Source organism: Mesorhizobium loti R88b (assembly GCF_013170845.1).
In the GTDB taxonomy this organism is placed as follows: Bacteria; Pseudomonadota; Alphaproteobacteria; order Rhizobiales; family Rhizobiaceae; genus Mesorhizobium; species Mesorhizobium loti_B.
On the sequence record NZ_CP033367.1, the window covers coordinates 7026096 to 7052413 of the forward strand.

Below are 26318 nucleotides of genomic sequence, written 5' to 3' on the forward strand. Positions count from 1 at the left end.
ATTTTTGACGCAACAAGTCCGGTTGCTTGCGCATTACAAGCAATTTAAAGATTTCTCGCTTGTGTAATCGCTCGGATTATTGCCTGCGAAATGCTAAAGCAGAGCCTTAGCAACCTAATACGGGGGCCTTGACATATTCAATATTCGACTAATACGACTAGCGGCACGAAGAAACGCATCCATTTGCTCTTTTGTACCGATGCTGACGCGGATGTAATTTTCCAAACCTTTATCGGGAAAGACGGCAACAAGTATTTTTTGCCTTGCAAAGGCTGATTGCCACCATAAGCCGTCCTGTCCCGTTGGCACGCGGGCAAGTAAGAAGTTTGCGTGGGAAGGGATTACGGAAAATCCAAGTTGCGAGAGCGCGAGCGTCACTCGCCGTCGTTCATGCCTGATGTGTCTGTGGTTGTCTGCATAGGCGGCGCGGTGCGCAAGGACGCTGATACCAACCGCCTGCCCGATCACATTCATGTTGAAGACGTTCTGGATGTTGCGTAGCCTGCCGATAATTTCAGGGTGACCGAAACCGAAACCGACGCGAACGCCGGCGGCAGCATAGCTTTTCGAAAATGTCCTTAAGACCAGAAGGTTCGAATATCGATTGATGAGGCGTAGACCATTCTCGGGTGCAAAGTCGACGTAGGCCTCATCCAGCACGATCAAGCGGTCCGATTTCGCTACCAGGCGTTCGATATCGGCCACCGGAACGAACGTTCCGGTCGGATTGTTCGGATTGGCTAACAGAATGAACTTGGCGTCCTTTGCAGGACCGAAGAGCAATTGCTCCATCGGCAAGGAATGATCTTCGCTAAATTTGATTTCGACAAATTGAGCACCCTGCAACGTTGCAAGTTTGCGGTTGAACGAAAACCCTGGCGACATCATCGCCACGCTATCCCCCGGGGCAAGGAAAGCTCTGTAGACAAGTCCAAGCAGTTCAGACGATCCGTTGCCGGCGATCACCTGATCCATGGAGACGCTGTAGGCATTTGCGGCTGCTTCCCTCAAGCTGATGTTATCGTCTTCTGGATATAGATACTGCCGTTCGAGAGCTGCAATCGCGCTTTGCATTATGATTGCTGGAAGCGGGAACGGGTTCTCATTCGTGTTTAGTTTTACCCAACTTGAACCAGGCGCTGGTCTATCGGATGGCAGAGCATCTAACTGTCTCGCCACTTGCGAAAGAGACGAAAGCACACTCTGAAGTTTTGCATCGGACATGTTTTTCTCCGTTTCAGTCGCAGAGGGAATCCGGGATGAGCGATGGTCTAGAGCACATGGCCGACCGACGGTTCGTTCACACCGCCGTTGTCAGCACATTGACCCCGTGAGGTCGGGCGGGCTGTCCTCCCGGGTCGGATTGGCCCGACGCTCAGGTCCGCATCCACTCGTCATCGGGCCAAGGCTCCGCCAACCACCAACGCTTGATTTGTCCCTGATATTGCCTCGGTCGGCCTTTCAAGGACGCTTGATCTGATGCCGTATTTCCTCAGCGGGTATCCAATCTGGCGCGGCGTCAGTCCAAGCAGGCGCCGCCTTTGCCTGCACCGAGCCACATCTCTCCACGGCCGCGATGACACGCTCGCGATTTGACATACTCGCACCGCGGATTTTGACCGGTCACGGGCAAGCGCGAAAAATGCCCTGGCCGTAAGTCGCGACGTGTCGAGTGCACAGCGGTGTGATGCCTGGCCATGGGTTTCCTTTCATGAATCGCGACCGTCGACTGACTTCTGCAGGCCGCAACCGCACGTTGATTCACGAGACCGGAATGGGGCGGGCGAGTCAATCGAGCTTTCTTTCATCCGCGAAAGGAAACTCTGCGCTCATGATAGAATTCCATCAGTTTCATATACCTCCGGTAGATGATATCGAACGGCAGAATGTCTGCGCCGGCGTCCCCGCGGTGCCGGTGCTGATGGCCCGGGCCATCAGTCTAATCAGCTCCTGGCAAAGCTGGCGCAGTGGCGTGGCGACCGCCATTGCGACGATGTCATCTACGAGGGCCGACCGCGACTCCGGCGTGATTTCATCACAATCGCGACAAGGTCTTGACCTTTGCCCACCTCGCCGAGCGGCTGATGGCCCCCTGTCCCGCCGACCAGCTGCGCTGCGCCGTTTCCCAAACCTCTAGGTCACATTTTCGAAGTGCGTGTTGGAATCGGTGATTCCGTATCACATTATCGCCACGTTTTAGCCAGACGTGGTCGCAATCTCCCACCGAGAGCGCCGTCACCGGACCGACGCCCGGGATCGCCATGAAGCGCCGGCAGAGCTCGCTCTTCGCGACGATCTTCACGACCAGGTCGTGCAGCCGACAGTACTCTCGCCACAGCGCGGCGCGTGCTGACAGCATGGCGTCCATCAGCTCGGCCGACAGCGGATCGTCTGTCACAGCCGTGCGTACCGCCTGGTCGAAAGCGCCGCGCGATGTGCCGCCAAGCTTGATGCCGAACGCTTTCAGCGAGTGGCGGATGGCGTTTTCGATATCGAGGAACTTGCGCTTCAGGTTACGCCGGTGGGTCAGCAAAAGCCGCATCAGCTAGCAGTCCTGCGTTTTGATATGCGCCTGACGGAACCAGCCCGTGCGCATGATGTGGGCGATGCCGAGCGCGTCGGCAGCGTCCGTCTTGTTGCGCTGCGCCGACATCGCGGCGCGCACGTGCTGGGTCTCCAGGCAAACCACTGGCGTCCGCGTTTCAGAGCTCGGGATGCAGCCATGGCGACAGAGATCCCGCCTTATGGCCGACACGCCGCAGCCGGGCGACGAACGGCTTCAACACCACAAACAACGCATCGGGATCGGTCTCCACCTTGACCGTCAGATGCACCTCACCGTGCTCGTCGACGACGCACACCGCCGTCTCGTCCACTGCAACATCCAGTCCGCAAAAGTATTCCACGAGCCGCCTCCTGCGTGGTTTGACAATTGATTTCTTAGCAGTCGGCGCAGCGGGCGGCAGCGATCCGGCAAATAGAGGAGCGGCTTGCCGATTACGGGCGGCAATCCCTCGCCATCCGATCCGGCTTTTCCTGCAGCGTCTCGTACGCGAGAAGGCGGGTGCTGTGGAAAGCCGCGACGGAGAGATCAAGCGCCTTCAGTCGATCATCAGAAAGCTCCAAGAGTGTAGTTTGGTCGGCGTTCCAAACGTCTCGATCCAGATCAACTGGCACTCGCGCTTGAAGACCTCGACGCCGATATCGCCCCGCATCCGGGTGAGCCGTCGCAGTGTCAAAAGACAGCGGTACGAGCGGCCATCCCACCGCAACCCGCTGCCCGATCATCTGCCGTCAGATCGGGTGCATGATCACCGCCAACTTGCACGACGGCGACACAGGCCTTGCCGTCGCATGAGCCCGGCCCACCTTGGACCTCCACTTGAGGCGCGTCAGCAATTTCGACGCCGCTTCGTAAGTGCGACGTCCCCGTCGCCAAAGATTCGGCTCTGAACGTCGATTCAGCGGACTGATGTAAACATGCAAAAACGTTGTCCACTGCCTGTGCCAAACCTCACGGCAAGGATACCGCCTGCCGGAAATGCCGATGAGCAGGATACTACACGGTTGAGCATCTCATCATGTTGACACACCGACACCCGGGCGGCATGTCGAGCATTGATAAGCTGGCCAACATGTCCTGGGGCGAATGCCTGCGTTGCCAACAAATCTGATTGGCTGCCCGTGGCCCGCTGACATGTGTGGTTACGCGGCCAGGCTCAACTAAGTTCGGCGAGGCACTGTCAAGTGCGACCACCGCGCCAATATCGTGACCTTGCCCCTCAGATCTAATCCGGTTTGAAGTTCGTTCTGGCCCATCGAGAGGACCAGGACATGAAACGTAGCCGCTTCTCTGAAGAGCAGATCATCGGAATTTTGAAGGAACACGAGGCCGGGGTATCGGTTGCCGATCTGTGCCGCAAGCACGGGGTCAGCGACGCCTCGATCTACAACTGGAAGGCCCGCTTCGGCGGGATGGATGTCTCCGAGGCTCGGCGACTGAAGGCGCTGGAGGACGAGAACACGCGGCTGAAGCGGCTTCTGGCCGACGCCATGCTCGACAATGCCGCGTTGAAGGATCTTGTGGGAAAGAAATGGTGACGCCCGCGGCCAAGCGGAAAGCTGTCGCTCGCCTGAAGGAAGGCTTCGGGATGAGCGAACGGCGGGCGTGTAAAGCCATCGGCTGTTGCCGCTGACCTGCCACTGAGAATTTCCTCCATGTGAGATTAGAGTCCGGCCCTTGATCGAAGGACGGACTGATGAAGAGAAAGCGGTTCACGGAAGAGCAGATCATTGCGGTTCTGCGCGAGCACGAGGCGGGAGCGAAGGCGGGCGATCTGGCTCGCAAGCACGGGGTCTCGGAGGCGACGCTGTATAATTGGAAGGCGAAGTATGGCGGGATGGACGTGTCCGACGCCAAGCGGCTGAAGGCGCTGGAAGACGAGAACGCCAAGCTGAAGAAGCTGCTCGCCGATCAGATGCTGGAAGCCTCGGCGCTGCGCGAGCTTCTGTCAAAAAAATGGTAGGGCCCGCCGTTAAGCGCGAAGCCGTCGCGCATCTGCAGGCCGTCATGGGCTTGTCGGAGCGTCGGGCCTGTTCCTTCGTCGGCGCCGATCGCAGGATGATCCGCTACCAGTCCCGGCGTCCGCCCGAGACGGAGCTGCGTGGTCGGCTGCGCGACCTCGCCAACGAGCGCCGACGCTTTGGCTACAGGCGGCTGTTCATCCTGCTCAGGCGCGAGGGCGAGGCATCTGGGGTCAACCGCATCTATCGTCTCTACCGCGAGGAAGGCCTGACGGTGCGCAAGCGCCGGGCAAGGCGGCGAGCGGTCGGCACCCGGGCGCCGATCCTGGTCGAGGCAAAGCCGAACGCGCGCTGGTCGCTGGATTTCGTGCATGACCAGTTCGCCTGCGGCCGCAGGTTTCGCGTGCTCAACGTCGTCGACGACGTGACGCGCGAATGCCTGGCGGCGATCCCGGACACCTCGATCTCCGGCCGTCGGGTTGCGCGTGAACTGACGGAACTGATCACCCAGCGCGGCAAGCCGGGTATGATCGTCTCCGACCACGGCACCGAGTTCACCTCGAACGCCATCCTCGCCTGGTCGAAGGATCATAGAATCGAATGGCACTACATCGCGCCAGGCAAGCCAATGCAGAACGGCTATGTCGAGAGTTTCAACGGCCGGATGCGCGATGAGCTTTTGAACGAGAGCCTGTTCTTCGGTCTCGACTACGCCCGAAGCGCCATTGCCGATGACCTGCCTCTGAACTGTCATCCAGCTGCGATTAGAGCCTCGACCGTTTTTGTTACGCCATGTGGCGCGGGTTGAGCAACCGGCGGAGGCGCGGAGCCTTCCATCAGCACAGCGTCGGAGCCGGTTGCGGTGATGACCTCGGCATAGGCTGCCGGGGTCTGGTAGCCGAGCGAGGAATGCGGCCTCGCGGTGTTGAAGTCCTCCTTCCATTCGGCAATGGCGCTTCGGGCGTAGTCGAGACCGAAGAACAGGCTCTCGTTCAAAAGCTCATCGCGCATCCGGCCGTTGAAACTCTCGACATAGCCGTTCTGCATTGGCTTGCCTGGCGCGATGTAGTGCCATTCGATTCTATGATCCTTCGACCAGGCGAGGATGGCGTTCGAGGTGAACTCGGTGCCGTGGTCGGAGACGATCATACCCGGCTTGCCGCGCTGGGTGATCAGTTCCGTCAGTTCACGCGCAACCCGACGGCCGGAGATCGAGGTGTCCGGGATCGCCGCCAGGCATTCGCGCGTCACGTCGTCGACGACGTTGAGCACGCGAAACCTGCGGCCGCAGGCGAACTGGTCATGCACGAAATCCAGCGACCAGCGCGCGTTCGGCTTTGCCTCGACCAGGATCGGCGCCCGGGTGCCGACCGCTCGCCGCCTTGCCCGGCGCTTGCGCACCGTCAGGCCTTCCTCGCGGTAGAGACGATAGATGCGGTTGACCCCAGATGCCTCGCCCTCGCGCCTGAGCAGGATGAACAGCCGCCTGTAGCCAAAGCGTCGGCGCTCGTTGGCGAGGTCGCGCAGCCGACCACGCAGCTCCGTCTCTGACGGTCGGCGAGACTGGTAGCGGATCATCTTGCGATCGGCGCCGACGAAGGAACAGGCCCGACGCTCCGACAAGCCCATGACGGCCTGCAGATGCGCGACGGCTTCGCGCTTAACGGCGGGCCCTACCATTTTTTTGACAGAAGCTCGCGCAGCGCCGAGGCTTCCAGCATCTGATCGGCGAGCAGCTTCTTCAGCTTGGCGTTCTCGTCTTCCAGCGCCTTCAGCCGCTTGGCGTCGGACACGTCCATCCCGCCATACTTCGCCTTCCAATTATACAGCGTCGCCTCCGAGACCCCGTGCTTGCGAGCCAGATCGCCCGCCTTCGCTCCCGCCTCGTGCTCGCGCAGAACCGCAATGATCTGCTCTTCCGTGAACCGCTTTCTCTTCATCAGTCCGTCCTTCGATCAAGGGCCGGACTCTAATCTCACATGGAGGAAATTCTCAGTGGCAGGTCACCGAATGGAAGGAGGACTTCAACACCGCGAGGCCGCATTCCTCGCTCGGCTACCAGACCCCGGCAGCCTATGCCGAGGTCATCACCGCAACCGGCTCCGACGCTGTGCTGATGGAAGGCTCCGCGCCTCCGCCGGTTGCTCAACCCGCGCCACATGGCGTAACAAAAACGGTCGAGGCTCTAATCGCAGCTGGATGACAGTTCAGAGGCAGGTCACCGCATGACGGTTCGCTACGAGACCAGCAGGCCGGACGACCGCGAGGTTCGCGAGCGGATGAAGGCGATCGCGCAGGAGCGTCGCCGGTTCGGCTACCGGCGTCTTCTCGTGATGCTGAGGCGGGAGGGCCTGGTCGTGAACCACAAGAAGCTGTTCCGGCTCTATCGGGAGAGAAGCTCGCCGTTCGCCGCCGTGGCGGCCGCAAGCGGGCGATCGGGACCAGGGCGCCGATGCTGGTGCCGCAGAGGCCCGACGAGCGCTGGTCGCTCGACTTCGTATCGGACCAGCTCACCGACGGGCGCCGCTTCCGCATCCTTCCAACTTCGACGCTAACTTCATCGGTGGTTACATCAAAAGGCACGCCCACATCCTCGCATTCAGCAACAACTCCCTAAAGAAAGGCCCACCGCCCCCGGAGCCTATCAATAAGGTGGCTTGCGACCTGCGAACCTGACAGGTGAACGCCCAATTCCCCCATCGGAAGGTCTGGGCTGATTGTTGCAGAGCCCATGTTGAGACTCGTGATCACCACGTCATCCTCGCCCCATAGGAGGAACTTCGCGTGGAAACTCTCTGTCGGTGACACGACCTGAACGCCTCTTGCCAGTGCTTCTACTGCGACCGACATAGCTGCGCTGGCCTCTGCGATGGCACCGGAGTTCTGACTGTATACGACTACGGGGGTTAAACCTGTCCTCGAATGGAAGTGTTCAGCAGGAATTATTGCATTGGCAAATGCGGCATTTCCTAGCCGATCACTGGCAATCAGGAAGCGTTTTTCGGCGGTTCCACTCGCGTGGCGCAAGAGGGCTTCATGCATCTGGCCCGATACTACTCCCGCGGTCATTTTTCCTTGTTGAGGCTGAAGCCTGAGAGCGTTCCCCAAAAGGTAAAGTTCACTACCGACTTCGGGCCGAAAGCCGGGTTGCGCTATAAGTTTACAGAAGCTGCTAACCAGCTGCGCCACGATACCCGGCGATCGCAATATTGCAGTGACTTCGAGGCGATCAAACTTGCTGAAGAGCCAGCTGCAAGATCCTATTGCTCCGATCCAACCACCAAGCCCATCGTCCGCAACAATCAGTTTGGCATGCGACCCGGTGGAGCGCAGATGAATAGTGACGCTTCCTCTAAGAGAGTCATCACCCGAGATCGCCTTTGAGATCGCAGTCGCCTCCAAAAGAGTCTTTTCTTTTGGCTCGTTCGAGCTTCCGGCTCCCCAAAATATATCTATGCGCGCCCCCCTCCTTACAGCGCCACGCATAAGGTCAACGACATTGTCGAAGCTGTCCTTTTTCAAGAATGACGAGTGGAGGTATATTCGACGGCTGGCCGTCGCAAGAATGGCATGGAATGCATCCATGTGCTCTTGACCACCCACGATCAGGTCTGTGCGCGGATCAAAATCAATTCGGGCCATCAACGGCACGATCGGTTCGTCGTCCTTCGAAATGAGAGAGTTCATCACGACCTTCTTTCCCGATACGGGAAGCGAAAGGGCATAAACAACTTGGGATTTTAGCTGCGCAGGTGCCTTTGCTGGCAGACCCCTTAGATCATGACCGTCAGCAGTCACGATGATGTATTCGTCATCTCGCTCGATTAGAGTATCGCCATCAAAATAAATTAAAGTCTCATCAGGATTAAGAATCTCCTGAAATCTTGCTACATTTTGAGACGGACTCGTTTGAACCTTTTGTCCACGTACTTCGATCTCATGGACAGCGGCCCCACTCTCTTTGAAAGCCGTCAGCGCCCCAGCATTCTCGACCCGAACGTCCCTTTTAGGAAAGACCGTTCCAGTTATCTTATCGACCACGAAGGCAATCTTGCGAGAAAATCTTCGCTGAAGTGTGGGGATTTCCTCACCATGAAGGACAATTGCCGACCCATATGCGGTGGCCTGAAATGCCGGAACGCCATGCAGCAACACCGCTTCGATCAGCCGGAAGCGCATCATCCGGTAGACGATTTCCAGGATAACGCGCCTCGGGAGGTTCAACTCTCTCGCCATCTGTGTTGCTGATCGTGCCTTAATTGAAAATGCCCATAGGACAAGCTCATCAATGGCACTCCAGCCCCGTCCCTTCTCAAGAACAACCCGGGCCGAAACACGAAGAATGGGGATTGCGGCAATCGCCAGTGGACGGCTTTTGCTCGTGATCAAAATGTCACTCCTTCAAGAGCATCAGCCGCCCTAGTGACAACCGCCGCGGGTCCACCTCGGTATGCTTTTTGTGTAGTAAGGTACTCTAGCGTGTCCAGGAACAAACGTATGAATGCGAGGTCATCCTGTTCGACGGCGGAGGCGTGCCGCGTGCTTTCTTTTAAGAACTCCAAAGACCCGACGACGATTAGCTGCATTTTTGCCCGGCTTAGAAGCACGTTCATCCGTCGCGGATCTCTTAGAAAGCCGAGCGAGGCGACGCCATTGCGGTGATTGTTTCGTACTAAAGAAACGATCACCAAGTCTGCCTCGCTGCCTTGAGAAGAATCGACCGTTCCATGCATGCGGCTATCGTGGGTGAAACCTGAGAACTGCGCGATAGAACTCGCACCGCTATCTCGCAACACGTCCAAGTCTCTGGCCATACGCTCAACCTGAGCCCTATAGGGGGATAACACAGCCAGAGTGTTCAGGTCGGCAGGGGCGGGTTTCAAATCCGCGACCTTCAGACGACGGAGTATCTCTAAGACAATCTTGCGCTCAGACGGATTATGCCATCGTGGCCGCCCCTTCTCAACCGGCTCAGCTCGACCAGATCGGCTGGCAAATGGCATGTCGATGAAGACGATCGGCGAGCTTGGAATTTTACTATCGAACGTAAAAGGCAATGGTAACTTGGCGCTCTCAATCCTGTCATCACCTGTGTAAAGCCGGTTTTTGTAAAAGCAACGTGAGACCAACTCGGCGATCGCCGGATCCATTCTATGTTGGCACCACAATTCGCTTGATACAGTGCGTCTCTGCCCTCCAGCCACGGTGCGCTTACGCTCCTCCTCCTCAACGAGTGAACGAAAGGGCTCGAGCATACGAAGTGCGAGTTGTGTCGTCGTTTCTAACACCGCTTCGTCTCGGACGGCAGATCTTAGCTCATCCAAACCGCTTTCAAAGAACGTGGCTCCAAGTACATGTTCGACTTGCTGTAGTGCATTACGGACTGCGGTGTTATTTGAAAGAATTGACGTCAGCCGCTCCGCATCGAAGGGGGGGAGCTGATGATGATCTCCTATCAGCAGCCGGCGCCCTGACAGCGATAATGGAGCTATCAATTCCGGGCCTGTCGCTTTAGCCGCTTCTTCTATTAGAACCCAATCAAATTGCGCACCATCTTCACATAAACGCTCAACGTCGAAAGAGTTACTTGTTGAAAAAACAACGTTTGCCGATTCTAAAACTAATGCGTCTAATGCACGTAAGCCAATTTCCTCACGGCGGTTAAGCGGTCGGGTAACCTTGCCTTCATCATCAAATGTGGCGTGCAGCACAGCCTCTTTGAGCGACGAGATCCCGAGCTGCAAGGGGCCTGGAGCCTCATTTATCAAAGCTGAACTCAGAACCCGATCGAGATAGCTAGCCGCGGTCTTTCGAAGATCTTCATCCGTCGAGACTGAATCATCTCCTCCCCTAGACCGAACTATGATCGTTTCCGGCAGCGCCGCGACAACCTTCTTTCGGACGGTTGAGAGTAGGTGATCAAGTGCTTGATGGCTTTGAGCACTCAGGAGAATTCGGGCGGCTGGGTCGCCTTCAAGGCGTCGCCTGACTACCTCGGCGCTTAGTCGCGTTTTCCCGACACCTGGGGGCCCGACGACTAGATGGTTGGGCAATGTTTTCCAGATCTGTTCCAATGCTTCCCGCTTTGGGCCATCTAGGTCACGATATTCACTATCCTCTACCAAGACGTCCTGTGAGCTTCTTATCCGCCTTCTCAAGTCGACAAACAGCGATGCCAAATCCCGCTGCTCGCCAAGCGCCTTGGTTGTTCGCAAACGGCGCCGGATCAACGCTTCCGTCCCCGCTTCTCCGCTGCGCTTGAGAAACAGGTTCTTTTCGTCACGGATGAGATCCAGAACGTCAAACTCGTAGAGCGGAGAGCCGTTGGGGCCTTCCACTACTCCGAGAAAACGCGCCCTTATCTCGGTTGCATTTTTTGAGGATAATGTTCCTGATACACTGAGCCTCCAATCGACGTCAGTTCCAAGATCTTCTTTTTCGAATATCCGATCCATAACCTCGGCGGTGTTGCGCTCTTCAATTTCGGCCGCGAGATTGTCGCGAGCTGTACCCAAACGAGGGGCAAGGCGAACAACATTTCTCCCTCCATCCGTCTTCGCTGACGCGACGCTGACAGGCAGGATGTCCAACGATTTGACTAACGCCTCGACGACTTGAACAAGCAATACTGCTCGCTGCAAAGGCACGCTCTCGCGATTGATATCGTCGACTTTTGCAGGGACTATTGGAATAGTCCAGTCAATCGCCATACTTCTCAAGCGGCCGAGCAATGCCAGCGCGTCGTGCTTGTTGCGGGCAACTAGGACTTCGTGGTTAAGGCGATGAACCTCTCGATCGCCAGGCAGTCGAGCTCGATCCCTCGGAACGATCGAAACCACAGTAGCGATTTGCCAGGTGGGTGGACCTTCGTCCGTGAACTGTCGAACGCGGTACGAGAGAGCCTCTGTAATGATTGTCAACGTATCGAGCGTCTCCAAATCGTTCTGGTTGGAAACGACAATCTTGGCGCCACTCGCAATATCGCCCTCTATGTATGCTATTTGACCATCCAAATCGTCGATTGGGATGCCCCCATCAGTAGCCTGATCGATAGCTTCCGCCATTTTTCGGTTAGGACGGGCAAGTAGAATGAAGCGGGCCGCTTTCGTGGTCCCAAACCGGACGAGCTCGCGTAGTAGCGCGTCGACCGAACGCATGACCCAACGTGCATCAGCGGCGTCTTCTCTATGGGGATCAGTTAGTCGACGCAGAAAATCGATCTCGCCTTCGCTTAGATCAATTACGGGTCGGCCCCGTTGAAAAGGGTCATCCGACCGAAGCCGAGTCACGTCCACACCCAATATATCAGCAAAAAGCGCGCCTAGAGCTTTCCAATCGTCACCATAGGAATAAATCAGCCGGTCGATCCGCGCGCGCGCTTTCGCCAACATCGGATCAAGGGGTTTGGCCTCCCCCATGCCAACGCACCACTCGAAGCCTCCAAGTTTGAAGTCCGCAGAATTGCTGCCGTTCGTGAACACTGCATGCCGGTCAAGCCTTCCGTGAACCAGTCCCCGGGCATGCAATAGCCCTATGGCCTTTGCTAAGCGGGAAAGGTTGCTCCAAAGGATTGCTCGATTGGAGACGATGTCCAGCCCCTTCAGCCAATGGCGAGAGCTTAAGGTGCGCAGACGTGCCGCCAGCGGAGTGGCTGCGGCCTCATATACCACGCAAAATGAATCTGCGGTCTCGATCATCTCGATGATTTCGACCATGACTTCATCGGCGTCAGGATAGTTCATTACCCGATCAACCTGAAGCCTTTCATGGTTCCAGAGCTCCCTAAATTCCCCGTCTGCCTGATCTCCAGCTTTCCACCAGATCTTAAGTGTTCGATCTTCGCCTGTCTCCTTGACGACAGCCGTGATCAATCCAGGGCGTAGCTCTTCGACTTGAGGACGTTGTAGATAGTCTTCTGAAAGCGAGAAGGTATCTTCCAGTCGAATTCTCTGATTGCGTCGGGCCATGATTATCCACTATCTAGATCAATCCATTAATTCGCGAGTTTAGAAGATCATGCAACCACATCCCGGCAGAACCACCGACCCGCTCCTAGGAAAGATGTGGAAAACAAAAAGTGCCCGCTTTAACGCCCACACACGGCTCAAAGCGAAACAGTCGCTGTCCACCACAGCAACATCTTTCCTCGCCTTTTACCTGGTAATCGTGGCGCTCATACCTCTGCTCTATGAGGCAAGCCTCCCGCCGGGCGGACCGAAATTTCTGTCGGTTGTGTCCCTCATTATATCCATTTTCCTAATTATCATCACTTTGCTGGAGAGCGCCAAAAATTACAGCGGCGAGGCAGACGGGATGCAGAAGTGCGCGCTGGAGATTTCTGAAATATACAACCAATTTCAGGCGCTGACTTTGGAGGAAGCAAACAGCCGTAGACCTGAATTTAGCGCAACTTACAGTGATATTCTAAAGAAACACCAACTAAATCACAAAGATGTTGACTATATTAGATTTGAATTGATGTTCCATAAAGATATGCAAATTGGAATATTTTCTCTGACGTTAATGTTTATTCGCTACGTAGCTCTGATCATTGCAGAATATTGGCTTTATTTTGTACTAATAATTGGCCCCACGGTATTGGGCTATTGCTATAGATCAGAAATAGGGCTCTGAACAATTTGGTTTCCGCGTGTGCCCCATCCCTCGATAAATCGGCGGTTCGACAGGCGCGTAAGCGACGCCTAGTTTGATCTTACTACGAGTGAGCTGCGAAGGACATTCAACTTCAAAGTACGGGCAAAACCCGATGACGGTGTGAAGCCGATCGTGCTCTCCTCCCGTCCTGCGCATTCAAGTTGAACGCTCACTCAGGACGCTCAAGCCGCTTTATCAATCCCCCGAACCCGCAGGCATCGTCGTCCCCAGTGCACCGCCGGAGCTGCCCCTTTGAGCGCCAAACTCAGTTCCAAGGCCCGTTTCTTCGGCCCGAAGCAGGCAGAGCGTTGCTCTAGGACATCGCAGGATGAATGATCGAGGCTGAACTCGGCAGCGGGCAACTGGTGCCCGTGCCGGCCCTGCCGGTAAGGCATAGCCATTCCCACTAACCTATGCTCACCCAGGCATTTTGACGCGCAGATTGTAGATCTCAGCGACTATCTGGCGATTGAACGCATCGTCGAAAAGGTTACGAATCTGAACATCGACGTCATCGAGCTGGCATGGCTGACAACAGCTTCCTGGTATGAGATCGATGGCAACAGCTGGCTGCCCACAGCCCTAAAGGAGCCAAACGAGGCAATCGAGACGGTGTCGATCGCCAGCGAATGGGAGATGGTCCCATCAAGCGAGCCGGGACAGCGATGCCCCGGCTTTGCGTGTTGTGCGAGATTGGTCCCGGTATTGAACCGTCTCCGGCGACGGTCCCCTGGACTCGACCCTCGCGCTCAGCGCAATGGATGTGCGATTTTGCCCCATTTGCCTAGTATTGGTAGGTCAGAGCAAGCTTCAGCTGCTAGTCTCGTTACTGTCCTTGTCGGTCCCGTTATCGTAGGTCAAGGCGAGCGTGGACGTGCCAAGCCCCCCGCCTTCCGGTCCCTCGCACAGATCGTTGCCGAAAGTCGCCTTGCTCGCGCCTAACGCGTAATCCACCTCGGCATGGTAATCGTGCTGCCCGCGCCCATTTATGGGGTCGCGCAGATACTCAAAGGACGTGTTAAAGCCGATGCGCCCGCATAGCAACGGACCCGCCTCTTTCATGTTTTGGAAGAGGATGCCGTAGAGGGCGACCCTGCCTCCTACCCTCGGGCATTCCGCCAGGCGCGATGTAGTAAACCGTCTCGAAGTGATCTTTGCGGATGAAGAGCCGTTTGCGCTCAGCAGAGGCCTTCGCTTTCTTCGCCGGATCGTCGGCGCTAGGCGTTGGGGACGGCGGCTGAGGCTGTGACTTCAGGGCGGTGAGCTCAGCCTTCAGCGCGGCGTTCTCAGCCCGAAGTTTTGCGAGCTCACTGCTTTGGGAGGCAAACACGGGCTGTGTAGCCACCAAACCAATGGCCATCGCCGCTGCAGGTCTCTTCAAAGCAGACAGGCCAATCCCGCTCATCAGAGCTTACCTCTTGCTTCGTCGAGCTTTACCTTGATGCGGCCAACCAACTCGCCGACTGTGTTGATGTCATCAATATCGTTAGATTGAATCGCCAACCCTCTGTCGTTGAACTCCTTGATATTGTTGAAGACATTCGCGATAAGCGATAGAGGGGCGCCCTGAGAGATAATGTTGAAAGCGCTACCTGTCTTTAGGTCCGGTCTGTGGAAAAACGTAGCAAGCACTTTTAGAATGCCAGCGTTATCAAGCGGGGGCGGGATCTTCTTGAGGAGTGTATCGAAATTCGCCTTCTCAAGAACATCCGAGATCCGGTGGAGCGCCTTTGTATGGGACTCCAACGCAGTAACTAGCGCGCCTTGGTCGGAGATCCCTCTGCGGCGAGTCTTCGCTTCAACACGTGCTCCGCCAGGTGGCGCCGTAGCGCCACTTACTTTCCTAGCCATTGATGTCCCCCGCGCCTATTCGGCTCCCCCAGCCCTATGTATTAGGAGAGGCTAGCAACTTCGGGCAGAGATTTAAAGTACGTCAAAACAAAATACTTGAGAGAACGGTTCTGCCATCCACAATGGCGTAACGAGGGTCCTGCTTTGCTTGATCGACCGCAGCTTTGGCCGCGTCACTTGTTCCTCATTCTTCCGTTCGCGTCCGGTACGCCTATCTTGCCAGGGTGAATGGCAACCATGCGTCCATCTGGCCCCTGGAGACCCAAACATCCTTTGGCAATCGCGACCATGCGGCCATCTTTGCCCTGCAAACCCAAGGCACCGGATGGAATGGCGGTCATTCGTCCATCCTTGCCTTGAAGTCCAAGCGCGCCCTTAGGGATGGCTACCATGCGGCCATCTCTGCCCTGCAGGCCGAGCGCTCCTTTGGGAACAGCTACCATGCGGCCGTCACGCCCCTGTAGGCCCAGGCCGCCACGCGGGATCGGCACCATTCTCCCATCCCTGCCTTGAAGTCCTGTCCATCCGTCCGGGATGGCAATAGATGTTCCGTCAGAACCGGTCAGTTTTGTAGGCAATCAAGCCTCCCAGCCGGAAATAGCCGGCGCCATGGTGCGTTGTCGTGGACGATTGCGGATCAAAATACCCCAGAAAATCTCTGCGTTTTGGCCGGATCAAGGCGCCTAAGCGAACAACTCGCGGTCTCGGATCTTGAACGGATCTTTATAGTCCTCTGCCCACCACGGGTCTTCGCCAGCCTGAGGTGCTTTTTGCAGTGACAACGTTTTCTTGGCCTTTGCTGCGTCTTCTTGCGTAACGCGGAAATGATAGTCGTCGAAGATGCGCACCCCTTCCACCATGTACGATGTCGCGATCTTCTGATCGCGTATGAGCAACAGATTCTCCCCATTTTGAAGGTCTGCTGCGGCACTGAAATTGTAGGACCCGGTCCACACCCGAGCGTCGGGGGTGTTGAAATCGATAACCAGAAACTTGTGATGCAGGTTCGGCCCCATCCCGCTGGAAGGCTCGACCTTGAATGGCGTCGGCACGTGCTTGTTGAGCCGGGCGAAGTAGACCGGCGCCATATTGCCATTGGGCTTATGCACGATGACACCGGTGTTTTTGTCAGAAATTCCGTAGGTGAAGATCGGACTGTTGGTAGCAGCCTCGACGGCATCGGTCACAGCTCCGGGCGTGATACTTAGAAAGGCCAGAGAATACAGCAGGCAGGTCTTGGCCTTTTCAACGTCCTTGCCGATCTCGGCCAGGCGCGCGCGGGCTTTGTCATGGGGCGAAAAAGTGATGTTGGCATCGATGCCGGCCAAGCGGAGTGGATGCCAGTCAGGTGAGGGACTGCCTATGAATCCATCTTTTTTCCAATAATCTTCGAACGCTGCCTTGAGAGGAGCCACGGCTTGAGCTCCGGTCAAGAGCAAAGCATTGTTCGACTGGACATACAGACCGCGCCAGCTGAAATTGGTTGATCCGCAGACGGCGCGCGGCACCGCCGTGTCGACGATTATCATTTTGTTATGCTGCAGGCCGCCCATGTGTTCACGTTTGACGTTGCTGGAGCCTGCGGAGGCGATGAGTAATGTTTCGGACTGGGTTTCACCGCTAGTTTTTAGCCCGTGCTTGTCACTGTCATCAATGATGATCCTGAGGCGCGGACCGAGCGCCAGCAGGCGGTCCATGATCTCTTTCTCGCTCATGTCGTAAGCGACCATGCTGACCTTGGCGGTAGGGTCAGCCACCGCCGCATCCAGCAGGGCGAGAATTTCCTTGCGGGCCTCTAAACCCATCCATTCGTAGGCCTCTGCCGACTTCGGATGCGTTGGGACAAATTTAGTGCCTTGATCTACCCGGGCAGGCAGAAGTGTCTTTAGAGAGCCGCCATCCTGATACCTATCTACGAAAGCTTGAGATGCCACATAGCCCCGTGTGAACGCCACGTTGATCTGACCAGGATAGGTTTCCTTCCCGAGATCGATCGTCGCAGTCTGAGCTTTGCCCGGGGAAAGAGCTCCTGCGGGATCCATAAACAAGGGGGTGACTATAAAAGCGTACGGACCCGGCGGCGGGTCATCGTGCGGGAAAACAACCCACCTGAATTTCTGGATAGGCGCCTCGGTCGTCCGAAAAGTCTTATACCCCTTGGGATTCGGAGATCCTTCAAAATTGAGCCTGTTATAGACCGTGGAGGGTTTAGCCGCTCCCGGAGCTTGGTACTGGATGGCAAACCCCACGAAGCTGGTCGGCGGCTTTCCGGTTCGCCAGTTCATGGCGACCAGTGCCATTCTCTCGCCGCGATGAACCTTGAGCGTAAATGCGGCTTTAGCGTTGCTTCCAGTAGCCTGAAAATTGCTTGCCATGACCGTTCCCCCCATTACAGTCTGCGACAAAGCATGGTGACGCGTTTCATCGAAAAGTGCAATCCTGGACCTCGCACAAAGTAAGTATACGAATTCTGGAGGATGGCTCGAATGCTTCATCAGCAAGGCAGTGGAGTTCCTTACAAAAAGTGATAGGAATGCTCTCAGATGACATAGCGACGGGTGCTAAGGAGCAGAAATAAATCAAATGGTGGTGCTGACATTATCGCCGTTGAGTGGGGGGACTATTTTATGATGAAAGCACTTCGGACTGCGGTCTGTTTGCTGGCTGCTTTTGGAATATTGGCGCCAGCGAGGGCAAAAGTTCGTCAGCTTTCGCCGGCGATGCTGCAGCAACGGATCGCGGCGTGGGCGGAGCCTCACGTGAGCGAGGACCACCATGAGGGCCAGTACATGCGACAAGGGTGCAGCCACGCAAACCTGGAGCAGCTTCCCGACTGGAAAGGCCTGCCCGTTAAAGTCTGTACCTATACGGACACCCAGTTTCCAAAGAATCCGGTGAAGGCCACCGCATATCTGCTGTTTCCCAGTGCAGACCAGCTCGCAAGCTGGATCGTCAACGCATGCGTCGACGCCGGCCGGGATGACCTTACCACTTGCACGGGTCGGTTAGCATCACGCCTCTGGATGGCTTCGAATGCTCAGTTTCCAGTCGCTGGTTACGTCGTTGAGCCCGCTCAGGACAAAAAGTGGAAGTACCCGAATGAACCTTATTGCTTCCTTTTTCGTGACGGTGTGAGCGTGACGACCGCGAGCTATCCAGATACCACCCATGCGGTTGACAAGGCCTGTGGGCCCCCCGCTGCCGCTTTTGAAGCTCCGGTGAAGGCGTTTTCCTACGGCAGGCCAGTATCAGCAACACGCAAGTCTTACACAGCGGCCGGCGGCACTGGTGATGTCGGCGACGCAGACCTCCGATCGCCCCAATGGGCCTTCGCAGTCGGACAAGCGTTCCGGGCCGGCTGGCGAGCTGAAAGGAATCTACTGTTTCGTGCGGCGGTCGCGGACCTGAGCGCTTGCGATGGCAACATCTGGACCGATGAACGAATACCGAGTTCTTGCCAATAGGAGGCTCACCGAAAATCGCTCTCATACAATCGGTCGCAGGGTGGGCATTTGCCGGGGCGTCGCTCATGGCTGCGCCAACGTTCGCTACAACCCCCAACCGAGCCGACGTATTTTGCGTTCGAGCAGGCGCCACCCGGTTCCACCGGGCAAAAATCGAACCGTTTCGTTTTCAAACTGGTTGACGCGCGGCGAATGGCCGAAGCCGCGCCATCCTCAAACCAGGAACCAGCCTTCATGTGCAGGGAACAATTGACCCTCACAAGGTGCCGTACGATCCCGATTGGTCAATGTTGTGCGTCGAACTCGTCGACGAGCGGTCTCGGCAAATCTGCCTAAGTGGAATTGTCAGGGCTACTTGCTCGCAACCTCTCCGGCGATATTCGTTCCGCTCTTCCGAAATAGAGCGAACTGTGCCTCATTGCCGAAGAAATAGTTGAAATCGACGGCGTTCTGGCTGCCCGGAATGCGACCCCGGCCCGTGTATTGCCACAGGGTCCAAGGTTCGCCAGGGCCGATTGCAGCCGCGTTGGCACTGTAGTTTGCGATCCACAGCGGGTAATCCGCGCTGTCGCCAACGATCTCCTTCACGGAAGACGAGACCAGGTAGATGAGAGGCTTCTTCCCGTAGTAGTCTTCGAGATCGCGCGCCAGCTCGTATATTTTTGCGTGGGCCTTGCTGGCGGTGGAGCCGCAGTTTCCGACAAGGGGGTTGGGTGCACCGTTGTACCATTCCACGTCTATCGCAATTGGGAGCATGCCTTCGGTTCGCGGAACACGCTCCTTGATGTATGCAAACTGGTCTTGGGCTTCTTCGCAAAACCGAAAGGTATGGTAGGTGCCGACTGACAAGCCAGCGGCTCGAGCCTTGTCCCATGCGCGCTTGACCAAACCAAACTTCTGGTCTTCCTTGCTTTGGTCCTCGGGGTTCGAAGGCTTCTGGCCCTCGCTTGCCTTGAAATACACGAAGGATATGCCGGCCTCGCTCTTGATTTTCTCGAAGTCGAAACTGTCCTTTATGTTTCCCGGCGAGAGATCGATTCCTCGAATTGAGTAGGTCGCAGGCGTGTGGACGACGGTGATGTCGGAGCGACCCTCGATGGACGACCCTGTGAAAGCAACCTTGTCAAGGTTGAGCCCGATGTTTTGCCCGACCTTGTCGGCCAGGTCTTGTCCGGCAACGAAGCGATACGCGGCACGCTTGCCACCGCTGAACTCAATGGTGTCCACCATAAAGGGCGGGTAGGGCTGGCCGGTTTCGGGGTTCTTTCCGCCGAAGAAGTTCCGAGTATTGATCAGAGTTGTGACGTCCCGCAATGTGGGCGCGTACTGGGTCATGTCTAGGGCGATATTCCCGCCCGGATCCTGCGGTACGAGATCGGCGCTTGCGCCGTGCCAGGTTTCCACGGCTCGGAACAGATTCGTGAAAAACACGGTGCCGCTGCGATCTTTGAGCTCCCAGGCTTCGATACCGCGCGGAGCGGCCGCCGCGATCCACGCGGCGCTGCCCGGTGCGAAATCCTCTTCGTGACCGGCGCCGTCCTCGAACACGCTGCCGGAATAGCACGAACCTAGTAGCGCTATACTGGCCTGCGTGTATTGCGATACGTCCTGGAGAAGCCCGCGCAATTCGGCCAGTGAAAAGCGGTGGTCGTAGTCGAGGTCGCGATCATCGGTTATCTCGGCCAGCGCCAAGGCGCCGGTGCCCCCGCTGGTCCGCGGCTGCCATCCGTGCCCGTCAAAAATGAACATGAACCTGATCTTTTGGCCAGCGGCAGCTGCCGATTCGAACTTAGGGATATAGTATTCCGTGAAAATCTTCCTGATCCGATCAGCTGTGGCGTCGCCATTGTTCAGGACGATGGCCTCGTCGAAGCCCTGTCCCGAAATAAACTTGAGGATGGCCGGCTTATCAGCCTTGATGCCCTCCACCTCGTCTTCATCGACCTGGCCTTTGCGATAGTCCCACACCGAGACCACGAAGGCGTAGCTCCTGATAGCCTTATCTGGCAGGTCGATTGCCGCCATCGACTCCTTCACCAGCCAATTGACCTTCCTCCCAAGGTCATCTTGCCGGGTGTATGGAAATTCATCGAAGTACTTGCACCAGTCAGCGTCGGCCACCGATACAGGGTGGTTCTCGCAATCATACGCCGCTGAGGCGTCATCGACGAACGCTCCCAAAAGCAGCGCTACAAGCAAGGCGATCTTGCGCATCTGTCCCCCTGAGCTAGACGAACTTGTTTGCCGGCGGCTCAAACTGGGGCAATGCCGAACGTTTTGCGGAAGTCGGCCTCCGTGCCATAAAACACCGATGCGTCAACCGTCTTCTTGTAGTCCGGCACCTTTGCGGAAGCGGTATACTGCCAGAGCGCCGCCGGCTTCGACGCATCCGGGAGCACCGGCTTTTCTTGGATCTTGCGCCGAGGGTTATAGTCGAAGACCCAGAGCGGGTAGTCAGCAAAGTTCTTGAAGCGGTCCAGGGGCAGCGTCTGATCGCTAAACCAGCTCTTTCCCGTATAGAGAATGGGCGTTCTTCCCAAACGGCTCTTCAAGGTCTCGAGGCACTCCAGCGCGACTTCCTGGATATGATCCGCACCCTTGCCGGCCCAGTGGTCCGTCTTTCCCGTGCTCTTGTAGACGTCCCACTCGAGGTCGACGCCGGGGGCCATGTCCTCAGGGCCGAGACCGTGGGGGTCGGCATTTTCGAGGCATTGAATAAACCAATCCGCCTGCTGCTTGCCCTTGGCTCCGTAAGCCAGGAAATGATATGGACCGCGATAGACTTTGGCATCTCCCGTCAGGCTGCCGCAGCGTTTCCAAAAATCCGGGAATCTTTTATCCCTGATGTCGTGCCGCTGGCTTGTCTTCATTTGCACGAAACGAACTTGCTGGCTACGCAACTCGTTGAACGAGAAGTTCGGATCCGTGTAGTGACTGATGTCGATGCCGAACATCATGTCTGCGGGCCGAGGCGTTTTTGGATCGGTCACGCACTCATTCCGGGCGTTGACCTTGCAGTCATACAGGGCGTCGTCAGGGAAACTGAATTTCGCTGGGATCGCGAGTGTCCCACCGTTGGCAGGATTTGCCGCATCCCAAGGTTTGACGAGGTATTCGTTGAATATCTCACTTCTGGTCAAATCGTCAGTCGGCAGCTGGCCCGCCGGGGCCTTCTTTGCCAGCGAATTGTTTGTTCCGACATAGATTGCCGAAGCCAAGGTGGATAACAAAACAGAGCGGCGATTCAGTCTAACGGCACACATTTCTTCATCCCCCAAATGTAAATGGAACCTGCGGGTAGAATGAACTATCTGATCCGCTTTGCATACGGGCCTTATGCCCCAAGAAGGTCGTCCGCGCCGGGCCGGGTGTGAAAAAGCGGTTCCCGGACAGGGCAGGAACCAACTGAAAAGGCTAGCGATTTGGCTGTGAATATAGGAGATGATAGAAGCTCAGCACATGTCGTATTCACGAAAATGTGACCCATGCAGAGACTTCGGAGGCGATCAAGTTGCTGGCCCCAATTGCCGCCCGTAAGCATTGCGGCCCGAAAGACAAGTTGCAGCCGCCTTGCGGCGCGACTGGCCATGTTAAAATCGTATGACTGATCGCCAAAATGTTTGGGGATTATGTTGAATTACAGTCCTTTTCTATAGAAATAACGATATGTTCCCACTTTGCAGAAACTGCGATGGGGGGAACCAACGTGCCGACGCCGCCGCCCGATCTAGCCGGACTCGCTCGATACCCCAAGATGACGGGTTGGTTCAGTCCAGGGCTCTTGCTGCGACTGTTGTGGCGCGTCGTCCTCTCGGATCTTTTCGGCCAATACGCGGACAGGCGGCTTATCGTGGCGGCCCTCGACACGGTGCCCGAGGACGAACTCGTGAAGCGGGCTAGGCAATTTTTGCCGGGGCAAGACAACCAGGAAGTTTGGAACTTCGGTCCCGATAGCGACGGAGCTGTTTGGGTCGACTTCGTGGCCGATTTGGGAGACGGGTTCGATGCGACCTACGCGATCGCGTCGCTAATTAGCCAGGAGAAATTAACCGTCGGCGGACAGCAGACGAGGCGCGGGCAACTCCTGGTCATGGGAGGCGATGAAGTTTATCCACGTGCCGCCTCCGAAACCTATCAGAAGCAACTCCGCGATCCGTATGACTGGGCCTTTCCAGACCCTAATCCGGGGCTGCTCAAGGGGCCGCCGGTCTACGCAGTACCAGGCAATCATGACTGGTATGACGGTCTCGTTCTGTTTCTTGCCCTGTTCTGCCGCAAGGACCACATGCACCTTGGTGGCTGGCGCACACATCAGCGCCGGAGCTATTTTGCCGTGCAATTGACGGATCAGTGGTGGTTGTGGGCGATCGATGCCCAGCTCGTGGACGATGTCGATCAACCCCAGAAAGAGTACTTCCTCGAAATAGCCAAGGCGATGCCTGACAACGCGAAAATCATTCTCTGCGGGCCGGAGCCGGGATGGCTCTATACGGGCAAGGCTGGGAACAGGGCGCTTAGAGTCATGAGCTACATTGGATCGATCGCCTTGAAGCAGCGCCGTGGGCTGACAATTCCGCTGGTGCTGTCCGGCGACACCCATCACTACAGCCGATACGTCGCTGACGACGGCAGCGCGCAGTTCGTGACGTCGGGCGGCGGCGGGGCCTTCCTTCATCCCACGCATCAGGTCGAGCCGAGCGTTAATCTCGACCGGGTCAGTGATGGGTATTCCTGGCTGAGCGGGCAAATCAAGGGGCTCCGCCTCGGCGCGAATGAACAGGGCAGGGAGGCGGTCTATCCCTCGAAGGCGGACAGCCTGTCGATGCTGCGAGGCAACTTTGTGTTCGTTGCTTACAATCCGGCATTCGCGCTCGTCCTGGGATCTGCCTATTGGCTAATATCGCTCATGGGGAAAGCGCTGACCTATGACATCTACTATATCGCCCCTATTCTGCTGGTCGCAGGTTTCTGGGGATACACAAAGAACCAGGAAGGTGGTGGCGCCAAAACGGGGCTGGTGTCGTTGGCGAACGGAATTGTACACAGTCTCTGCGTCGCGGCAACCGTAACTCTGGTCGCTTGGTTCAATGGCCGCTTTGGCGGACTGGGCGGGTGGCCTCGGACGTCCTTCCTGCTGACCGCTGCCGAGACGATCCTGATCGGCGGCTTGGTGGGTGGCTCGCTATTTGGCGCCTATCTCTACGTGACGTCGCGTTGGCTCAACATGAACCACAACGACGCCTTCAGCTCCATGCGGCGCGACAGCCACCGCCATTTTCTGAGGATGAGGATCAAGGGGGATACTGTTACCGTCTTCCCGGTTGGACTCACGGATGTTCCGAAACGGAGAGATTGGCGGCTTAATTCCGAGAAGCTGGGAAATCCGGCGCCAGTCTACACGCCGCAATCAGCGCTCAAGCCGCAACTGATCGAGCAGCCATTCTCAGTTGGAGCCACACCGGCTCAAAACGATACGGACAGCCTAGCATAGGTCTAGACACGCTCCATTGGCCGTATTGAGCAGGATAACACCTGATGGCAATGGGTGTTTCATACAAGCTAATATATCACAGTGAAAAGTCAAATTTGTACAAGTGTAATTACGGCACTTAGAAAATTAATCAAAACCAATAGGTTGTGAAAAATTGGTTCTATAATAAATGTAGGGACACCTCATTTCAATGTTTTAATATTTAGTGCCGCCGCAATGCAAGCGGTGTCCGACGGATCAGCTGCCAGCGAGCGCGACAAATCATAGGTCCCATCACCGCCGGGTGTTCCTTTTATAATCGCAAGTTTCTGTTTTTGCAGATACTGAGTGGCTATGCAGCGAGACGTGATGAGGCCTGTTGGATTGTCGTCAGAGTCGTAGCTTACCGCCGCCACAGGCGCAGGTAACTCAACCGACCATAGTGCGCTGCTGAGGTTCTTCAGCCAATCGGCCATGCTGTAAGATCCATAGAACCCAGGGTAAAATTTCCGGCTTTTCACCGCTTTGATCCAATTGTTGAGGTAGGGGGAAAGCTGCAGTTCCCCTGCCGGCTTTTCGATGTCCAGGTACACAACAGAACCTTGACCGAAGCCAACGTCCGTCATGAATTGCGCCGCCTCCAGTCCATGCTTTATGCCGAGCTCCGGCTTCGAAACCATCAGGCTGAGATCTCCGCCGATGTACGTGGGAAAAAAGCCCCAGCCGCTCATAGCCAGATCAGATCGCCGATCATAGGTCCAGGTGAGGTCGGGCGTACCGCGGACATGGTTGAGATAGAAGCCGACAATATCGAATTTGAGCTGCTCGCGGAGCTGTTTGATGGCGTCGTCGCCCGGGTATGAGTAGCAGTCGACTGCGCTGTAAGTTCGCGGAGTTTTATCGTCTGCTCGTGCAGTGGGGACGTTGCCCGATGGCAACAGCAGCGATGAAGCCGCTGACGCAGAAGCTGAGAGGAATGCTCGTCTGGAAAGGCGTCCCATGGTTCGTCACTTCGCCCTTACTGGCCGGTCCTCTGGCATTGTTGTTGCTTGGATTAAATATTGCTATCGAAAGGTCTTGCCTCGCAAGTGCGTTAGTGTGAAAATATCGATACTCTCTAACTATTTGATAATATTCGTATAATATCCATTATGTTAAATCGGGATGCGAGAAGCGACCCACAAAGGTGAACCGTGAGTGACGTGAACATGCTTCGGGACCCTACGATCGCACTCCACGGTTTGGTCAAGGCTGATGACGCTTATGCCGTTTACTACGATGAAACGAACAACATCCGCCGACTGCATGTCCGCGCAGACGGTCTCAACGAGCGAGACCCAAAATGTTTCGTCATTGCCGGTGTTGCACACCGAGGACCGCCTCGGCCGATATCACTGGAGGCTCTTCGGTCGGAGCTTAGGATCCAAGCCAGCGCCAAAGAGATCAAACTGAAGCACATCGCCACTGGTAGCTTTCTGGAGGCGCTCACCTCGCCAAAGATGGAGGCCTTCTTAGCTTGGCTGTCAGCCCAGGATTTGTACACGCACTTCACCGTCCTCGACCCGCTGTACTGGTCGATCGTCGACATCATTGACTCGATCCTCGCTGAAGCCGGCGAAAATGCTCTCCTACCTTGGAACCAAGCCCTCAAGAACGACCTCTATACGGTCTTGCGACACGACTATGAGACCACCGTCGACATGTTCCGCCGCTACACCTACCCGGACGTGGGCAGAGCCCGGCGCCGGGAGTTTGTCAACGAGCTCCTGGATCTGTTGACGCATCGCGCAAACCTTCTCCCGCCTCTGCGACGAAACATGCTGAAGGGCGTCCTGCAAATCGCCACCCGTCTTGACGCCCTGCCCTTCCTCGAAGACGAGACGCCAAATGTCCTGATCGAGGGTTTTGGTCCGTTCTATCTAGAGCGCATTGCCATGCTCAAAAACTCGACCCACATTCTCGACGACGAATACGGAGTCGAGCCCTATCTCTCCGGACTGGGGCTCACGAACGGGGCCAAGCCCTTGGCGAACTACCGGTTCGCGTCATCCCATGACGAGCCGGGCATTCAATTGTCTGACGTCGTTGCTGGTCTCCTTGGAAAGTTCTTCACCTACGTCTGCGTCACGGCCGGCGAGGAGCTTGTTCAGGACCGTCAGAATCTCTCTGCTCAGCAGACCCGCACGCTGGAACGTTTGGCTGCGCTTATGGAACAGTCAGTTGAAGAGAACGCAGTATTTGCCCACTACATCTTGAGCGAGCGTGACAGGCACGGGGCAGCGTTCTTCCTGGATAGAACGGGTTCATGAGGGCTACGCGAACGCACTATGCGGCCGAGGTGGGTTACGACGCCG

16 protein-coding genes and 6 pseudogenes are annotated in these 26318 nt (G+C 56.5%); 9 read left to right on the forward strand and 13 right to left on the reverse strand.

What is annotated here, in order from left to right; genetic code table 11:
• Positions 1-114: 114 nt before the first annotated feature.
• From hisC to EB235_RS33870, 3 genes and pseudogenes are all read right to left on the reverse strand, one after another.
• Positions 115-1224, reverse strand: coding sequence for a histidinol-phosphate transaminase (gene hisC / locus EB235_RS33865; protein ID WP_027033130.1), 1110 nt, complete (start codon positions 1222-1224; stop codon positions 115-117).
• 254 nt (positions 1225-1478) lie between these two features.
• Positions 1479-1599, reverse strand: a pseudogene (locus EB235_RS35345) (helix-turn-helix domain-containing protein); the annotation flags it as partial.
• A gap of 622 nt (positions 1600-2221) precedes the next feature.
• Positions 2222-2906: pseudogene (locus EB235_RS33870) on the reverse strand (IS110 family transposase); the annotation flags it as partial.
• A 928-nt stretch (positions 2907-3834) separates the two neighbouring features.
• Here EB235_RS33870 and EB235_RS33875 point away from each other — a divergent pair.
• From EB235_RS33875 to EB235_RS33880, 3 genes and pseudogenes are all read left to right on the forward strand, one after another.
• A pseudogene (locus EB235_RS33875) lies at positions 3835-4193 on the forward strand (transposase); the annotation flags it as partial.
• 66 nt (positions 4194-4259) lie between these two features.
• A pseudogene (locus EB235_RS35060) lies at positions 4260-4412 on the forward strand (transposase); the annotation flags it as partial.
• A complete protein-coding gene (locus EB235_RS33880; RefSeq protein WP_246741408.1) occupies positions 4379-5332 on the forward strand; it encodes an IS3 family transposase in 954 nt (317 codons plus the stop codon). The pseudogene EB235_RS35060 and the gene EB235_RS33880, both read left to right, overlap by 34 nt.
• Here the strand turns inward: EB235_RS33880 and EB235_RS33885 are convergent.
• Positions 5275-6345, reverse strand: coding sequence for an IS3 family transposase (locus tag EB235_RS33885; protein ID WP_244966406.1), 1071 nt, complete (start codon positions 6343-6345; stop codon positions 5275-5277). The genes EB235_RS33880 and EB235_RS33885 overlap by 58 nt on opposite strands.
• Positions 6312-6464 (reverse strand): annotated as a pseudogene (locus EB235_RS35065) (transposase); the annotation flags it as partial. The gene EB235_RS33885 and the pseudogene EB235_RS35065, both read right to left, overlap by 34 nt.
• Before the next feature lie 14 nt (positions 6465-6478).
• On the opposite strand from EB235_RS35065, the gene EB235_RS33890 reads away from it, so the two are divergent.
• Positions 6479-6727: an integrase core domain-containing protein gene (locus EB235_RS33890; protein WP_080681082.1), complete on the forward strand. Its 249-nt coding sequence runs from the start codon at positions 6479-6481 to the stop codon at positions 6725-6727.
• A 19-nt stretch (positions 6728-6746) separates the two neighbouring features.
• Positions 6747-7063: pseudogene (locus EB235_RS33895) on the forward strand (IS3 family transposase); the annotation flags it as partial.
• Positions 7064-7137: 74 nt separating this feature from the next.
• Here EB235_RS33895 and EB235_RS33900 read toward each other — a convergent pair.
• Together EB235_RS33900 and EB235_RS33905 are read right to left on the reverse strand one after the other, a co-directional pair.
• The gene (locus EB235_RS33900; protein WP_152536216.1) at positions 7138-8913 is read right to left on the reverse strand and encodes a hypothetical protein; all 1776 of its coding nucleotides are present in this window, start codon (positions 8911-8913) and stop codon (positions 7138-7140) included.
• On the reverse strand, positions 8910-12491 hold the full coding sequence (locus EB235_RS33905; protein WP_051371313.1) for a DEAD/DEAH box helicase: 3582 nt from the start codon (positions 12489-12491) through the stop codon (positions 8910-8912). Before EB235_RS33905 ends, EB235_RS33900 begins: the two co-directional genes overlap by 4 nt.
• A gap of 49 nt (positions 12492-12540) precedes the next feature.
• On the opposite strand from EB235_RS33905, the gene EB235_RS33910 reads away from it, so the two are divergent.
• Positions 12541-13158 carry an SLATT domain-containing protein gene (locus tag EB235_RS33910; RefSeq protein WP_033838920.1) on the forward strand — a complete coding sequence of 206 codons (618 nt, stop codon included), beginning with the start codon at positions 12541-12543 and terminating at the stop codon, positions 13156-13158.
• A gap of 1425 nt (positions 13159-14583) precedes the next feature.
• Here the strand turns inward: EB235_RS33910 and EB235_RS33915 are convergent.
• The 3 genes from EB235_RS33915 to EB235_RS33925 form a co-directional block, all read right to left on the reverse strand.
• The gene (locus EB235_RS33915; RefSeq protein WP_027062197.1) at positions 14584-15030 is read right to left on the reverse strand and encodes a hypothetical protein; all 447 of its coding nucleotides are present in this window, start codon (positions 15028-15030) and stop codon (positions 14584-14586) included.
• Positions 15031-15203: 173 nt separating this feature from the next.
• Entirely contained in the window at positions 15204-15524 is a 321-nt protein-coding gene (locus EB235_RS33920) for a hypothetical protein (RefSeq protein WP_152536217.1), read from the reverse strand.
• A 189-nt stretch (positions 15525-15713) separates the two neighbouring features.
• The gene (locus tag EB235_RS33925) at positions 15714-17405 is read right to left on the reverse strand and encodes a phospholipase D-like domain-containing protein (RefSeq protein ID WP_051371323.1); all 1692 of its coding nucleotides are present in this window, start codon (positions 17403-17405) and stop codon (positions 15714-15716) included.
• Positions 17406-17657: 252 nt separating this feature from the next.
• On the opposite strand from EB235_RS33925, the gene EB235_RS33930 reads away from it, so the two are divergent.
• Complete coding sequence (locus EB235_RS33930) at positions 17658-18494, forward strand: hypothetical protein (RefSeq protein ID WP_027033120.1); 837 nt, start codon at positions 17658-17660, stop codon at positions 18492-18494.
• Between the two features lie 351 nt (positions 18495-18845).
• On the opposite strand, the gene EB235_RS33935 is transcribed toward EB235_RS33930, so the two are convergent.
• Complete coding sequence (locus EB235_RS33935) at positions 18846-20708, reverse strand: glycoside hydrolase family 25 protein (protein WP_027033119.1); 1863 nt, start codon at positions 20706-20708, stop codon at positions 18846-18848.
• A 38-nt stretch (positions 20709-20746) separates the two neighbouring features.
• Positions 20747-21712: a glycoside hydrolase family 25 protein gene (locus EB235_RS33940; RefSeq protein ID WP_157279975.1), complete on the reverse strand. Its 966-nt coding sequence runs from the start codon at positions 21710-21712 to the stop codon at positions 20747-20749.
• Positions 21713-22248: 536 nt separating this feature from the next.
• On the opposite strand from EB235_RS33940, the gene EB235_RS33945 reads away from it, so the two are divergent.
• Positions 22249-23985 (forward strand): metallophosphoesterase, encoded by a 1737-nt coding sequence (locus EB235_RS33945; RefSeq protein WP_051402052.1) that lies wholly within the window; start codon positions 22249-22251, stop codon positions 23983-23985.
• 182 nt (positions 23986-24167) lie between these two features.
• Here EB235_RS33945 and EB235_RS33950 read toward each other — a convergent pair whose 3' ends face one another.
• The gene (locus EB235_RS33950; protein ID WP_080680385.1) at positions 24168-24965 is read right to left on the reverse strand and encodes a glycoside hydrolase domain-containing protein; all 798 of its coding nucleotides are present in this window, start codon (positions 24963-24965) and stop codon (positions 24168-24170) included.
• Positions 24966-25157: 192 nt separating this feature from the next.
• Between EB235_RS33950 and EB235_RS33955 the strand changes: the two genes are divergently transcribed.
• A complete protein-coding gene (locus EB235_RS33955; protein WP_027033115.1) occupies positions 25158-26273 on the forward strand; it encodes a DUF3800 domain-containing protein in 1116 nt (371 codons plus the stop codon).
• Positions 26274-26318: the final 45 nt, after the last annotated feature.